The organism is Streptomyces sp. NPDC031111 (assembly GCF_055570675.1).
Genome location: NZ_JBVIGS010000015.1, coordinates 114,004 through 128,023, shown reverse-complemented (window position 1 = coordinate 128,023; position 14,020 = coordinate 114,004). Strand labels below are relative to the sequence as shown.

11 protein-coding genes and 2 pseudogenes are annotated in these 14,020 nt (G+C 72.6%); 8 read left to right on the top strand and 5 right to left on the bottom strand.

Annotated features, from left to right (window positions below; translation table 11 throughout):
• On the top strand, window positions 1–1,493 hold a 1,493-nt coding region (locus ACZ470_RS28145), incomplete at its 5' end, for a tetratricopeptide repeat protein (protein ID WP_468431639.1).
• Window positions 1,494–1,544: 51 nt separating this feature from the next.
• Entirely contained in the window at window positions 1,545–3,113 is a 1,569-nt protein-coding gene (locus ACZ470_RS28140) for a phytoene desaturase family protein (protein ID WP_468431637.1), read from the top strand.
• 9 nt (window positions 3,114–3,122) lie between these two features.
• Here the strand turns inward: ACZ470_RS28140 and ACZ470_RS28135 are convergent, their stop codons facing one another.
• Window positions 3,123–4,901, bottom strand: coding sequence for a serine hydrolase domain-containing protein (locus ACZ470_RS28135; RefSeq protein WP_468431635.1), 1,779 nt, complete (start codon window positions 4,899–4,901; stop codon window positions 3,123–3,125).
• A 199-nt stretch (window positions 4,902–5,100) separates the two neighbouring features.
• Between ACZ470_RS28135 and ACZ470_RS28130 the strand changes: the two genes are divergently transcribed.
• A complete protein-coding gene (locus tag ACZ470_RS28130; protein ID WP_468431633.1) occupies window positions 5,101–5,679 on the top strand; it encodes a TetR/AcrR family transcriptional regulator in 579 nt (192 codons plus the stop codon).
• 12 nt (window positions 5,680–5,691) lie between these two features.
• Here the strand turns inward: ACZ470_RS28130 and paaK are convergent, their stop codons facing one another.
• Together paaK and ACZ470_RS28120 are read right to left on the bottom strand one after the other, a co-directional pair.
• Complete coding sequence (gene paaK / locus ACZ470_RS28125; protein ID WP_468431632.1) at window positions 5,692–6,978, bottom strand: phenylacetate--CoA ligase PaaK; 1,287 nt, start codon at window positions 6,976–6,978, stop codon at window positions 5,692–5,694.
• A gap of 174 nt (window positions 6,979–7,152) precedes the next feature.
• Window positions 7,153–8,919 carry an alkaline phosphatase family protein gene (locus ACZ470_RS28120; RefSeq protein WP_468431630.1) on the bottom strand — a complete coding sequence of 589 codons (1,767 nt, stop codon included), beginning with the start codon at window positions 8,917–8,919 and terminating at the stop codon, window positions 7,153–7,155.
• Window positions 8,920–9,149: 230 nt separating this feature from the next.
• Between ACZ470_RS28120 and ACZ470_RS28115 the strand changes: the two genes are divergently transcribed.
• The 5 genes and pseudogenes from ACZ470_RS28115 (at window position 9,150) to ACZ470_RS28095 (ending at window position 12,743) form a co-directional block, all read left to right on the top strand.
• Entirely contained in the window at window positions 9,150–9,392 is a 243-nt protein-coding gene (locus ACZ470_RS28115) for a DUF397 domain-containing protein (RefSeq protein WP_362102195.1), read from the top strand.
• 133 nt (window positions 9,393–9,525) lie between these two features.
• Window positions 9,526–10,425: a universal stress protein gene (locus ACZ470_RS28110; RefSeq protein WP_468431627.1), complete on the top strand. Its 900-nt coding sequence runs from the start codon at window positions 9,526–9,528 to the stop codon at window positions 10,423–10,425.
• A gap of 186 nt (window positions 10,426–10,611) precedes the next feature.
• Window positions 10,612–11,214, top strand: coding sequence for a CGNR zinc finger domain-containing protein (locus ACZ470_RS28105; protein ID WP_468431625.1), 603 nt, complete (start codon window positions 10,612–10,614; stop codon window positions 11,212–11,214).
• Window positions 11,215–11,271: 57 nt separating this feature from the next.
• A complete protein-coding gene (locus ACZ470_RS28100) occupies window positions 11,272–11,769 on the top strand; it encodes a hypothetical protein (protein ID WP_468431624.1) in 498 nt (165 codons plus the stop codon).
• Window positions 11,770–11,867: 98 nt separating this feature from the next.
• Window positions 11,868–12,743 (top strand): annotated as a pseudogene (locus ACZ470_RS28095) (transposase).
• A gap of 29 nt (window positions 12,744–12,772) precedes the next feature.
• On the opposite strand, the gene ACZ470_RS28090 reads toward ACZ470_RS28095, so the two are convergent.
• Together ACZ470_RS28090 and ACZ470_RS28085 are read right to left on the bottom strand one after the other, a co-directional pair.
• The gene (locus ACZ470_RS28090; protein ID WP_468431622.1) at window positions 12,773–13,069 is read right to left on the bottom strand and encodes a DUF6225 family protein; all 297 of its coding nucleotides are present in this window, start codon (window positions 13,067–13,069) and stop codon (window positions 12,773–12,775) included.
• 94 nt (window positions 13,070–13,163) lie between these two features.
• Window positions 13,164–14,002: pseudogene (locus ACZ470_RS28085) on the bottom strand (IS5 family transposase).
• Between the last annotated feature and the right edge of the window lie 18 nt (window positions 14,003–14,020).

Below are 14,020 nucleotides of genomic sequence, written 5' to 3'. Positions count from 1 at the left end.
AGCGTGAGTCGTTCGGGGTGGCGGGCGGTGCGCGGTCGGTACTCGGGCCGGGGTCGGCTGGGGAAGCCGGGTCGTTCGGGGTGGCGGACCGCCGGCAGTCGGCGGGCGGGCCAGGGGCGGACGGGGAACCCGAGCCGTCAGGGGGCGTGGACCGTCCGCGGTCGGCGGGCGGGTCGGAGCCGGTTGGGCGTGCCGCGCGGTTGCCGTCGTGGACCCGGGGCATGACCACCGGGCACAAGGCGGCCGGTGTCGGACTGCGCACCACGCCCCCGGACCCGGCCGGCGGCCTGTCCGGCGAGTGGATCGCCCGCCACCCGGCCGGCACCCGCGCCGAACCCGCCCCCGCACCGGAGGCGCTGACCGCCCTCGCCGGACGGCACAACGCGGGCCTGAGCCTGGGCCGCCTCGGCCGCTGGACGGAGGCGGGGGAGGTGCACCGCGCCGTCGCCGCCGAGCGCGAGCACCTCCTCGGCCCCGACCACCCCGACACCCTCGCCAGCCGCTACGAGGTCGCGTTCACCCTCAGCCGCACCGGCCGCGCCGCCGACGCGCTGCGCGCCTACAAACACGTCGCCGAGGCCCGTATCCGCGCGCTCGGCGCCGACCACCCCGACACCCTCGCCGCCCGCCAGGAGATGGCGTACGTCCTCGCCCAGCTCGGCCGCCCCTTCGACGCCCACCAGGTCTATCTGTCGGTGCTCGCCGCCCGTGAGCGGACCATGGGGCGCGACCACCCCGACACCCTGCGCTGCCGCCACAACCTCGCCTTCAACCTCGGCCGGCTCGGCCGCCTGGAGGACTCGTACGGGATGGCGTGCGAGGTGGCCGCCGCCCGCGCCCGGGTCCTCGGGCCCGAGCACCCGGACACCCTCGTCACCCGGTACGAGGTCGCCTACACCCTCGGCCGGCTGGGCCGCTGGACCGAGGCACTGGAGACCTACCGCGAGGTCGCCGAGGCCCGCGCCAGGGCCCTGGGCCCGGACCACGCCGACACCCTCGCCGCCCGCTACGAGACCGGGATCAGCCTGGGCCGGCTCGGCCGCACCGCCCAGGCCCTCGACCTCTACCGCGCCCTCGTGGAGGACCGCACCCGCGTCCATGGGCCCACCCACCCCGAGACCCTGCGCGCCCGGCACGGCATCGGCGTCAACCTCGGCCGGCTCGGCCGCTGGACGGAGGCCCTCGCCGAGTCCCGTGACGTGTGCGCGCTGCGCGAGCGCGTCCTCGGCGCCGACCACCCGGACACCCTGGTGAGCCGCCGCGAGGTCGCCGTCGGCCTGGGCTGGCTGGGCCGCTGGGCGGACGCCCTGACCGGGTACCGCGGCGTCGCCGAGGCCCGTGAGCGGCTCCTCGGCGCGGACCACGCCGACACCCTCGCCGCCCGCAACGACGAGGCCCACTGCCTGGAGCAGCTGGGGCGCGGAGCGGAGGCGGCCGAGCTGCACCGCCGGGTGGCGGCACTGCGGCAGCGGTGGGCGGCGGGCGGGGCGTGAGACCCCGGCCCGCGTCTGGCCGGTGCGGATCAACGCGTGTTACGAAGAACCATGACCGCACCCCAGGGAACCCGGACGTACGACGCCGTCATCGTCGGCGGCGGCCACAACGGCCTCGTCGCCGCCGCCTACCTCGCCCGGGCCGGGCGCTCCGTGCTGGTGCTGGAGCGGCTGGACCACACCGGCGGGGCGGCGGTCTCCACCCGCCCGTTCGCCGGGGTCGACGCCCGGCTGTCCCGCTACTCGTACCTGGTCAGCCTGCTGCCCCGGAAGATCGTCCAGGACCTCGGCCTCGACTTCCGGCTGCGCACCCGCGCCATCTCCTCCTACACCCCCACCGAACGCGACGGACGCCCCACCGGACTGCTCGTCGGCGGCGGTGAGCGGCGCACCCGCGAGGCCTTCGCCCGGCTCACCGGCTCCGACCGCGAGTACCGGGCCTGGCAGCGCTTCTACGACATGACCGGCCGGGTCGCCCGCGGCGTCTTCCCGACCCTCACGGACCCACTGCCCACCCGCGACGAACTGCGCCGCGCGGTCGGCGACGAGGAGGCCTGGCGGACCCTCTTCGAGGAACCCCTCGGCGTCGCCGTCGAGGAGCACTTCACCGACGACCTGGTGCGCGGCGTCGTCCTCACCGACGCCCTCATCGGCACCTTCGCCGACGCCCACGACCCGTCCCTCAAGCAGAACCGCTGCTTCCTCTACCACGTCATCGGCGGCGGCACCGGCGCCTGGGACGTCCCGGTGGGCGGCATGGGCGCCCTCACCGACGCGCTGGCCGACGCGGCGCGCGCCGCGGGCGCGGTCGTCGCCACCGGCCACGAGGCGGTGCGCGTCGACACCGACGGCCGCACGGCCGAGGTCACCCACCGCACGGCCGACGGCGAGGGCGTCGCCGCCGCCCGGCACGTCCTGGTGAACGCCTCCCCGCGGACACTGGCCGCCCTCACCGGCGACACGCCCCCACCGCCCGCCGAGGGCGCCCAGCTCAAGGTGAACATGCTGCTGAAGCGGCTGCCCAGGCTGCGCGACACCTCCGTCGACCCGCGCGAGGCGTTCGCCGGGACCTTCCACATCGCCGAGGGATACGGGCAACTGGCCGCCGCCCATGCCCAGGCCGCCTCCGGCGAGCTGCCCGCGACACCGCCCTCCGAGATCTACTGCCACTCCCTCACCGACCCCACGATCCTCGGACCGGAACTGGCCGCACAGGGCTACCAGACACTCACCCTGTTCGGACTGCACACCCCCGCGCGGCTGTTCGAGCGGGACAACGACGCCGTCCGCGAGGAACTGCTGAAGTCGACGCTCGCCCAGCTCGACGCCCACCTGGCCGAACCCCTCGCCGACTGCCTGGCCACCGACGCGGACGGGCGCCCCTGCCTGGAGGCCAGGTCCCCGCTGGACCTGGAGCGCGACCTCCAACTGCCCGGCGGCAACATCTTCCACCGCGAACTGTCCTGGCCCCACGCCCAGGACGGCACCGGCCGCTGGGGCGTGGAGACCCGGCACCCCAATGTCCTGCTGTGCGGGGCGGGCGCGGTGCGCGGCGGCGGGGTGAGCGGCGTACCGGGGCACAACGCGGCCATGGCGGTGCTGGAGGCGAGGGAGGGCTGACGCGCCGGCTCAGTCCGCCGACCGGGTCCAGCCCTCCGCCCGGACCCGGGCCGCGTCCGCCCGGCGCGCCTCGTCGAAGATCCGGCCGCCGGGCGTCTCGACGCGGACCGCGTCGACGTACGCGCCGCGTCCGACGTACAACCGGTCCGTCGTGTACCGCCAGCGCAGGGTGAGGGCCCCCGCGGCGGGCAGGGCGGCGGTGAGGTCGTGCCAGACCCGGCCGGACCAGCCGGTGGCCGTTCCCGAGGGGTGCGGCTCCGGCTCCCCGCCCCGGCGCCGGGTGGTGAACGGCACCGGCTGCCAGGCCGTGCCGCCGTCCGCGGAGGCCTCCAGGACGAGGACGTCGGCGCGGGGCTCGGTGTCCCACCACAGCGAGCAGCGCAGCCGGGCCGCGCCGGACGAGGTGTCCAGCGCGGGCAGCGTGAGGGTCGCCGTGGCCGCACTCGCCATCCCGGAGAACCATGCCGTACGGCCCCGGGTCGGCCGGACCGGCACCGCGCGGGCCAGCTGGTTGGCCGCGGCCACCCGGGGTGCGGAACCGGAGCGCCAACTGCGCACGGGGTGAACGGAGTTCCCCAGGACGACGAGGAACGAGTCGGTCGTCGGATCGAGCACCAGGGAGGTGCCGGTGAATCCGGTGTGCCCCGCCGTGCGCGGAGTCGCCATCGCACCCATGTACCAGTGCTGGTGGAGCTCGAAGCCCAGACCGTGCTCGTCCCCCGGGAAGGCGGTGTTGAAGTCCGTGAACATCAGCTCCACCGACTCCGGCGTCAGAATGCGTGCCCGGCCGTAGGCACCGCCGTTCAGCAGCGTCCGCGCGAGAACCGCCAGGTCCCAGGCGTTGGAGAACACGCCCGCGTGGCCGGCGACGCCGCCCAGGCTGTAGGCGTTCTCGTCGTGCACCTCGCCCCACACCAGCCCACGGTCGAGCCCGGACCACGGCCGGCGGGCGTCCTCCGTGGCCGCGATCCGCGGCTTCCAGGAGGCGGGAGGGTTGTAGCGGGTGCGCCGCATGCCCAGCGGGCCGGTGATCTCCTCGCGCAGGAGGACGTCGAGGGCCCGGCCGGTGACCTTCTCCAGGACCAGCTGGAGCGAGATCAGGTTGAGGTCCGAGTACAGATACGCGGTCCCGGGCGGACTGGCCGGCGCCTCGTCGAAGACGAGGCGGACCTTCTCCTCGTACGTGGGCGCGTCGTACAGCGGGATCCAGGCGCGGAACCCCGAGGTGTGGGTGAGCAGGTGGCGGATCGTCATGTCCTGCTTGCCCGCCCGGCCGAAGTCCGGCAGATACGAGGCGACAGCCGCCTCCAGCTCCAGCGCGCCCCGTTCGATCTGCTGCACGGCGAGGATCGAGGTGAACAGCTTGGAGACCGAGGCCAGGTCGAACACGGTGTCCTCGGCCATCGGGATCTGCCGCTCCGCCGGGAACTCGACGCCGGTGTCGGTCTCCTCGTCGTACGCCCGGTAGCGCACCGCCATGCCGATGGGCCGGTGCAGCGCGACGGTGCCGCCGCGCCCGGCCAGCAGCACGGCGCCCGCGTACCACGGGTGCTTGGGGGAGGGGGCGAGGAACGCCTCGGCGTCGGTGACGAGTTGACGCAGCGGCGCGGAGAGCAGTCCGGCCCGCCGGGCGGAGCCGTGCCGCAGGGTGGGCCGGCCCTCGCGCGACGGCACGGCCGCCACCGCCGGGTCGGCCGGGAGGGCGGCGAACGCCAGTGCGCCCCCCAGGGCCAGTACGCCTCCGCCGAGTTGACGGCGGGTCATGCCTCTCGCGCCTTCGTCCGCCATGAGGTTCCTCCCGTGTGGTCGCCCGTCGCGGGCTGAAAGAATTTTTCGGGGATCGCCTTGCGGGGTGAAACTTTCCTGTCAGGTGTGCGGTGTGTCAATGGGGCGTGCGCGATCACCGGCAGGCCATGGCGGACGACTCCGGACGTAGTACTCTGACTGAAGTGGTGTGGCGGGACGTGCCGTGGGCGGAGTGGTGGCAGTGGTGAGACGGAACGAGCAGCGGCGGGCCGCCCTGGTGGACGCGGCGATCGAGGTGCTGGCCCGCGAAGGAGCCCGGGGCCTGACCTTCCGGGCGGTGGACACCGAGGCCGCCGTACCGGTCGGCACCGCCTCGAACTACTTCGGCTCGCGCGACGACCTGCTCACCCAGGCCGGCGCCCGGGTCTACGAGCGCCTCCAGCCCGACGAGGAGACCATCGCTCGGCAGCGGGCCGCCGGGCGCGACCGGGAGGTCTACGCCGCCCTGATGCGCGAACTCGTCGGTCGGATCGCCTCCTTCCGCACCGGCTACCTCGCGCTCCTCGAACTCCGGCTGGAGGCCACCCGCCGGCCCGACCTGCGCGAGGTGCTCACCGAGCGGGTCCGCGCCGACGTCGACGCCAACGTCCGCTACCACGAGGGGTCCGGCCTCCCCGGCGACGCCATGGCCGTCAAACTGCTCTATCTGGCGCTGAACTGGCTGATCGTCGAGCAGCTCACCCTGCCGGACGTCTTCACGCCGGAGGAGCGCGAACGGCTGGTGACGGCCGCGGTCGAACGGATCGTGGCCGCCGAGTAGCCGCGACGGCGTTCAGTCCCGGTTCTCACGCAGGTCCACGATCCGCCGGATCTTGCCCACCGACCGCTCCAGCGTCTCCGGGTCGACGATCTCCACATCGACGGAGACCCCGATGCCGTCCTTCACGGCCGCCACGATGGACCGTGCGGCCGCGTCCCGCGTGGCGACGTCCGCTCCCGCGCGGGCCTCCGCCCGGACAATGAGGGAGTCCAGCCGGCCTTCCCTGGTGAGCCGGAGCTGGAAGTGCGGTGCCACGCCCGGGGTGCGCAGCACGATCTCCTCGATCTGGGTGGGGAAGAGATTCACCCCGCGCAGGATCACCATGTCGTCGCTGCGGCCCGTCACCTTCTCCATCCGCCGGAACACCCGGGCGGTGCCCGGCAGCAGACGGGTCAGATCCCGCGTCCGGTACCGGACGACCGGCATGGCCTCCTTGGTCAGCGAGGTGAAGACCAGCTCACCCCGCTCTCCCTCCGGAAGGACCTCGCCGGTGATCGGATCGACGACTTCCGGGTAGAAGTGGTCCTCCCAGATGTGCAGGCCGTCCTTGGTCTCCACGCACTCCTGCGCGACACCCGGGCCGATCACCTCCGACAGCCCGTATATGTCGACCGCGTCGATCGCGAACCGTTCCTCGATCTCCTGCCGCATCCGCTTCGTCCACGGCTCCGCGCCGAAGATCCCCACCCGCAGCGAGGTGGAGCGCGGATCGACCCCCTGCCGCTCGAACTCGTCGAGCAGCGTGAGCATGTACGACGGCGTCACCATGATGATCGAGGGCCGCAGATCCTGGATCAGCCGCACCTGCCGGGACGTCATCCCGCCGGACGCGGGGATCACCGTGCAGCCCAGCCGCTCGGCGCCGTAGTGGGCGCCGAGCCCACCGGTGAACAGTCCGTAGCCGTACGCCACATGGGCAATGTCCCCGGGCCGGCCGCCCGCCGCGCGGATGGACCGGGCCACCATGTCCGCCCACATCGACAGGTCGCCCTCCGTGTAGCCGACGACCGTGGGGCGTCCGGTGGTGCCGCTGGAGGCGTGGATGCGGCGGATTTGGTCGCGGGGCACGGCGAACATGCCGTACGGGTAGTTCTCCCGCAGGTCCGCCTTGGTGGTGAACGGGAAACGGGACAGATCGGACAGTGAGTGGCAGTCGTCCGGGTGGACGCCCGCCTTGTCGAAGGACTCCCGGTAGAACGGCACACGGTCGTACGCGTGCCGCAACGACTTCCGCAGCCGCGTCAGCTGCAGCTTCCGCAGCCCCTCGGGGTCAAGCCGTTCCGCCGGATCCAGATCCACCCGTGCCTGCACCTCCCGTCCCGGGGGCTCTGCCCCCGGACCCCCGCTCCTCAAACGCCGGAGGGGCTGATCTTCACCCCGGCCGGCTGAATTCAGCCCGTCCGGCGTTTGAGGACGAGGCCCGAAGGGCCGAAAGGGGGGTCTGGGGGCGCAGCCCCCAGGGGGCGCTTCCTCTCAGGTTCGCGGACCGTACGCCGTCATGAAGCGGTCGCGGAACTTGTCCATACCCCAGCGCGGAGCGTCCGACGCCGGCTTGAGTCCGTCCGTCCACCCCCACCCCGCCACCCGCTCCAACACCTTCGGATCCTTGGCGACGATCGTGACCGGCACATCCTTCCCGGTGTCCCCACCGGTAACGGTCGGCACCGGCTGGTGATCACCGAGGAACACCAGCACCGTGTCCTCGTCGCCATACCGCTCGACCCACTCGGTGAGGCTCCGCAGCGAGTACTCGATGGCCCGCCGGTACTCGGTGCGCACCCGCTCCGGGTCCTTCCAGACCTCCTTCGGGTCCGTGCCCCGCTTCTTGATCTCGTGGAACACCGACCCGTCGCCGAGGTCCTCCCAGTCGATCATGTGTGCGACGGGGGACCAGGGGTTGTGGCTGGAGGCGAGGATGATCTCCGCCATGATCGGCTTCCGGTCCTTCCTGCCGTGCTCCAGCCGCTCGAAGGCCTCCAGGCTGAACTGGTCGGGTACGGGGGTCCAGCTGAAGTAGGGGCCCCGGTAGCCGAGGTGCTCGGAGTCGTAGATGTGGTCCAGCCCGAAGAACTCGCCCTCCGGCCAGGCCCGTCGCACCCCCGGCACGATGCCGACGGTGCGCCAGTCGCCGGTTTCGCGGAAGTAGTTGGTGAGGGTCATGCGGTCGCTCGTGGTCAGGCTGCGGTAGCGCTGCTGGTTCTTGATCCACAGCCCGGACAGGAACGTGGAGTGGGCGAGCCAGCTGCCCGCCCCGGTCACCGGGGACTTCAGCCAGCCGCTGCGGGAGGCGAACCCGGCGTCCTCCAGCCTCCGGGTGCCGTCCTGGAGGACGGCGTCGATCGGCCCCGCCATCGCCGGGTCGTCGATCGCGACCCGGCCGTAGCTCTCGATGAAGGTGAACAGGACGTCCTTGCCGCGCAGTCCCGTCAGCAACTGGTCGGGCGGCGTCTTCGCGAAGGCGTCGACGGAGGCCTGCTCCTCGAAGACCCGCGCGTCGCGCAGCCCCGCACGCACCTGCTCCACCCGGTTGCCCAGCATCTCCGCGGTGCCCTTGGTGGCGAGCGGCACCCCGGCGACCTGGACGCCCAGCGTGACACAGGTGATCCACGCGACACCGAGCACCAGCGTCGTCCGGACGGCGACGGGACGGTGCCGGACCATCAGGCCGGTCAGCCGCACCGTCGCCAGCGTCATCAGCGCCAGCAGGGCCACGAACAGCACGATCACCCCGACGACGGCGAGCACCTGCCCGCCCCGGCCGAACGACTCCCGGACGAAGTCCGCCGCGTCGTCCAGCAGGATCCAGTCGAGCACCAGGTCGAAGGGCCGGGCCAGCACCTGGTAGAAGCCCATGTCCAGGAACTTCATCACGGTGAGCAGGCCGAGCAGGACGCCCGAGACCACCGCCGTGATCCGCCGGGACCTCGACGGCAGCGCGAGCAGCAGGGTCGCCAGCAGGATGCCCTCGGCGGGCAGCCGCACGAACGCGCTGACGTTGACGCTCTCCACACGGTTCGGCACCAGAAGCGCGAAGAGCACCAGCGCCCCGGCGAGCACCGTGGTCCCGACGGTGACACCGCGAGCGGTACGCGGCCACCGGTGGCGCCAGCCGAACCAGCCCGGCGGTGTCTCGGCCGGCGTTCCCCCGGTGCTCTCCTCGGACGCGGCCGGGTCGCCGCCCCGGTCCGCCTCGTCCTCCGCGGGATCCGACAGTCGGCGAGGACGAGTGAAGAGCGACACCCGGAGGGTCCTTCCGTGCGGTACTGCGACGGCATGGCGAACAGGGCCCGGTGCGCGGGCCTGCCCCCACCCTTACGTCGGCACGCCACCGAGTGTTCACAGCGAACCGGCCCGATTCGGCCCGCCCGCCCCGGCATCCTCGCGGAAAGGTACTTTTCGCGCGGCCTGTCGGGGGCAGGGGCCGATCGCTAGGCTGGCCGCGGACGACGGAAATCGGGAGGAGCACGGACGTGGCCGAGAGCACCACCCAGCAGCGCCCGCTCACGGGCTGGGACAAGCCGGAGCTGGACCTCAGCAACGCGCAGTGGCAGTCCAGCAGCCGTGGCCTGGGCGATGTCCAGATCGCCTTCGTGGAGGGCTTCATCGCCATGCGCAACAGTGGCCGCCCGGAGAGCCCTTCCCTCATCTTCACGCCCGCCGAGTGGGGTGCGTTCGTGTCGGGAGCCCGGGAGGGGGAGTTCGACCTGACGTGAGCGGCGCCGCCGCCGGGGGTGTTCCGCGCGTTTTTCCGGACACGCGATCCGAAGTGCCGTTCCCGGCCCGTACCTGAGTCAGGCTGGCCGGGGAAGGCGAAGATCGAAGGTCGTATCCCGGAGGCGAGGAACCATGAGCACCCAGCCGGTCGTCGCGGCGGTCGACGGTTCGGACGACAGTCTGCGCGCCCTGGAGTGGGCCCTGGACGCCGCACGCCGGCGCGAGGCCCCGCTGCGGATCGTGCACGTACGCCAGTACGCCCCCTGGGCGCAGCCGGAGGTGCTCGCGGCCGGGCCGCCGGACCCGGACGAGGACCCGGTCCTCGACCAGGTGCGTGAGCACCTGGGGGAGCGGACCGATCTGCCGGCCGTCGAGTACGTGGCGCTGGAGGGGGCGCCCGGGGTGCTGCTGCCCGAGGCGGGCGCCACCGCCGGGCTGCTGGTGCTCGGCTCCCGGGGACGCGGAGGCTTCGCCAGCCTGCTGCTCGGTTCCAATTCCCTGGCCGCCGCCCGCGACGCCGAATGCCCGGTCGTCGTCGTGCCCCGGCCCGGGCGCGGGGGTGAGGGCGAGACCGGGACACCGGCCGGGCCCGGGCGGCCCGTGGTGGTCGGCGTGAACGCCGACAGCCCCGACGACTCCACACTCGCCTTCGCCTTCGCCGAGGCGGCGCTGCGCGGTGCCCGGCTGCGGATCGTCGCCGCCTATCCGTGGCCGCTGCAGACGTGGATGCTGCCCGGGGAGATGCCTCCGCCGGAGATCGACCAGGGTGCGGTCGAGCACGAGACCCGCACGCTCGCGGACGGGTTTCTCGGGCCGCACCGGGAGCGGCATCCGGAGGTCGCCGCCGAGACCGATGTGCTGCCGGGGGATGCCGCGGGGCATCTGGTCGAGGCGTCCCGGGACGCCGAGTTGGTTGTCGTGGGACGTCATCGGCGTCGGCTTCTGGCGCCGGCTCGCATGATGGGCTCGGTCACCCAGGCGGTTCTGCTCCACGCGGTTAGTCCGGTCGCGGTCGTGCCTCCACCTGCATAGCTGCGGGCAGTCGTGCCGCTGGGGCGATGGGGGTACCTCCCGCTCGAGCGAAGCCGAGAGTGGGGGAGGGTGGGCGCAGCGGCACCTCGCAGCGCGCCGAGCTGCGCGCCCCCCGCTCCACCCCAGCACCGGGTAAGTCGCAACGGAGCGGCTTAATGGCTGAAGGCGCCTCCTATCATTAGCCGCATGCGGGACTCGATCGCCAGTGACGCCCAGCTCGCCCTGGACCTCGCCCTCACCATCCGCCATGACGGCAACGGCGGCGTCGCCGACGACCTGGCCGAGCCCGCCGCCCTCACCGCCTGGGTGCGCGCGCACCCGGACACCCTCCCCGGCACGGAGCGCTTCGTCGCCGACGCCGATCACCTCACCGCCGTCCGCGACCTGCGCACCGCCGTTCGCACCCTCTTCGGACACGCCGTCCGCCCCGCCCGCCCGAGCCCCGCGGACTCCACCCGCCTGCTCCCCGTCCCGGAGGCACTCCGGCACCTGAACGCGGCGGCCGCCCGCACCCCCACCGTCCCGGTGCTGTCCTGGGAGGACGGGGACGAGCCCGTCGTCCGCCGGCGCCCCCTCCAGGACGGCGGGGACGACCTGACCGCCGCGCTCGCGCAGGCCGCGATCGCGTTCCTCGCCGGCCCCGACCGGGAGCGCCTGCGCGCCTGCCACGCGCCTCGCTGTGTGCGCTACTTCCTGAAGGAACACCCCCGTCAGGAGTGGTGCAAGCCGTCCTGCGGCAACCGCGCCCGGGTGGCCCGCCACCACGAGCGGCACAGGCGGTCCGGGTAGCCGGGACGGCCGCTGCCCGACCGTCCGTACCCGGGCCCGGGCACGTACCATGGCGGCATGTCGTTCCTCCGCCGCCGCAGTGCCACCCCCGCCGGGCCCGACTTCGACGTACTGGCCATGGACCCGGGCGACTGGCCCGGCAATCTGGGCGCCGGGCTGCTGCCCGCCCCCGACGGAAGCTGCCAGGGCGTCTTCCTGCGCTACGACCTGTTCGGCGGCCGCGGCCCCGCGATGATCATCGGCAATCTGCCCGAGGGCTCCCCGGCCCGTGACCTCCCCGAGGGCGAGGTGCCCTTCGAGGTCGGACAGCTGCTGCTGGCGCTGGAGAACGACGAGGAGGTGACCGTCGTCGGCACCGAGGACGTGCCGGTGATGCAGGGCGACAACCTGCTGATCGTGCGCCGCGTCAAGCTCTCCGAGGGCCGGATCTCCTGCGTGCAGTTCGACCGCAGCGACAACGTCCTGGTGACCATCGCCGCCTGGGACCGCCCCATCACCGACGACCTGTACGCCCTCCTCAAGCCGCTCCCCGCGGAACTGTTCCAGCAGGGCTGACAGAACCTAGTGCCGCATCAGGCAACGTTTGCCCTCTTGCGATGTGACGTGCCGCCCCGGTGATCGCTGCGGCAGCCGCGGGCCGCCGAGCTATCCGGATGGCAGAGCGAGCACGGGTTCTTGAGATCGATGACGACGGGGGTCGGCGGCTGCTGCGGATCATCCGCAGAGGCACCGGTTCGGTCGTGACGTGGCGGCGCGCGCAGATGGTGCTGCTGTCCGGCCGAGCACGGTCTGCCGTTCTCGACCTGGAGCCTGGCCAAACTGGCCGACTTCCTGGTCGCCGAGGGGGTGGTCGACGACATCAGCCATGAGGGCCTTCGGGTCCTGCTCCGCGAGGAGGGCGTCTCCTTTCAACGTGTGAAGACCTGGAAGACCTCCCGCGATCCCGACTACGAGGCCAAGAAGGCCCGGGTCGAGCACCTCTACGCGATCGCCGACGGCGAGGTCGTACCCGAGGACGGCGAGCCAGAAGCCGTCTTCTGCATGGACGAGTTCGGCCCGCTCAACCTCCAGCCTCACCCTGGGCGGCAGTGGGCCCAACGCGGCGGCAAGCACAAGGACCCCGACCGTGAGCCCAGGCCGAGGCGAAGGGCGACCTACACCCGCCCGCACGGTGTGAGGCATCTGTTCGCCGCCTACGACCTGGGCAAGGACAAGCTCTACGGCACATCAAGAAGACCAAGAACCGCTCGAAGTTCCTGGAGTTCTGCCGCTACCTGCGCAGCCTCTACCCGGCCGACGTGCGCATCGCCATCGTCTGCGACAACTTCTCCCCGCACCTGACCACCAAGCGCTGCCGCCGGGTCGCGGTCCGGGCCGAGGCCAACAACGCCGACTTCACCCTCGACGGCACCGACCACGCCAGCCACAAGGAACAGGGCAGCATGATCCGCCGCTACATCATCTGGCGGAACAGGCACGCCCGGGACGAGCGGCTACGCGAGATCGTGAACAGGGCGAACGTCGCCTGAGCTGGTACTACGCGCTGGGCCGGGCCGGATCACCCCTCGACGTCCGGCTCAACAGGACGGACGTACCACTCCGAACAGTAGTCCGCTTGCAGCACCACTTCATCCTGCCTGAGGTATTCCGCGTCATGAAGCACGACTCCGCTGACCACGAAGTGGCTGACACCCGAGTCAACCGAGTCGCGCATCTCGCCTGACCTGGGACGCAGCGGCACGTCGATCCGCACCGGAGCCTCGGCAGGCAATCCGTCGAGAGCTTCGCGTAGTTCCCCCACGGTCAGCTCCACGGTCTCATGCCGGTAGCGCTCCATCTCCACGTCATCAGCCACGCCGCACAGCATAGAAGTAGGTCTTTGATCAGCTTGCCCCAGTCGCCCCGCAAACAGGGCGAACGTTGCCTGATGCGGCACTAGGGCGTGTCCGTTAAATCCGGGCCCAGACCAGGACTGCTGCGAGGATCGCGGCTGACCGGTAGACGATCGCGAGCTTGTCGAACCTCGTGGCCAGACCGCGCCACTGCTTGAGCGAGGCGAAGGACCGCTCGACGACGTTGCGCTTCTTGTACGCCACGGGGTCGAACTTCGGTGGTCGCCCGCCCGCTGGTCCGCGGCGGAGTCGGTGGGCCTGCTGATCGCGTGGGAGGAGTAGGCCCTGTCCGCCAGGAGGACCTCGGGCCTGGTCCGAGGACGCCCTGCCGCGGGCCTGGGCACGCGCAGGTCGCCCAGCAGCAGCGGCAGGGGCTGGCCGTCGTGGGCCTGCCCTGGTGTCACGACCACGGCCAGCGGACGTCCCTGGCCGTCGACGGTGTGGTGGATCTTGGTGGTCAGCCCGCCGCGGGAGCGGCCGACCGCGTGCCCGGCCGTCTCCCTGTGGGCCCCTGGGCCGTGGCCGTGGGCCGCGCCCCGGCAGCCCTCGGGTCGGCGGGTGTTGGTGGCGTGCTGGTGAGCCCGGTTGATCGTGGAGTCGACCGAGACACGCCAGTCGACCTGCCCGGCATCGTCGGCAAGGGCGAGCAGGACTCCCAGCACGCGGTCCCAGGTCCCGTCGGCGGCCCACCGGCGGTGGCGCGCCCACACGGTTTGCCAGGGGCCGAACCCGGCGGGCAGGTCTCCCCAGGGGATTCCGGTGCGTTACCGGTGGACGATCGCCTCCACGATGCGGCGATGGTCGGCCCAGGGCCTGCCCCGACGCCCCTGGCTGCTGGGCAATAGGGCAACGATGCGGTCCCACTGCTCGTCGGTCAGCCGGGCGTGACGGGACAACGAGGACGGAGAAGGCAA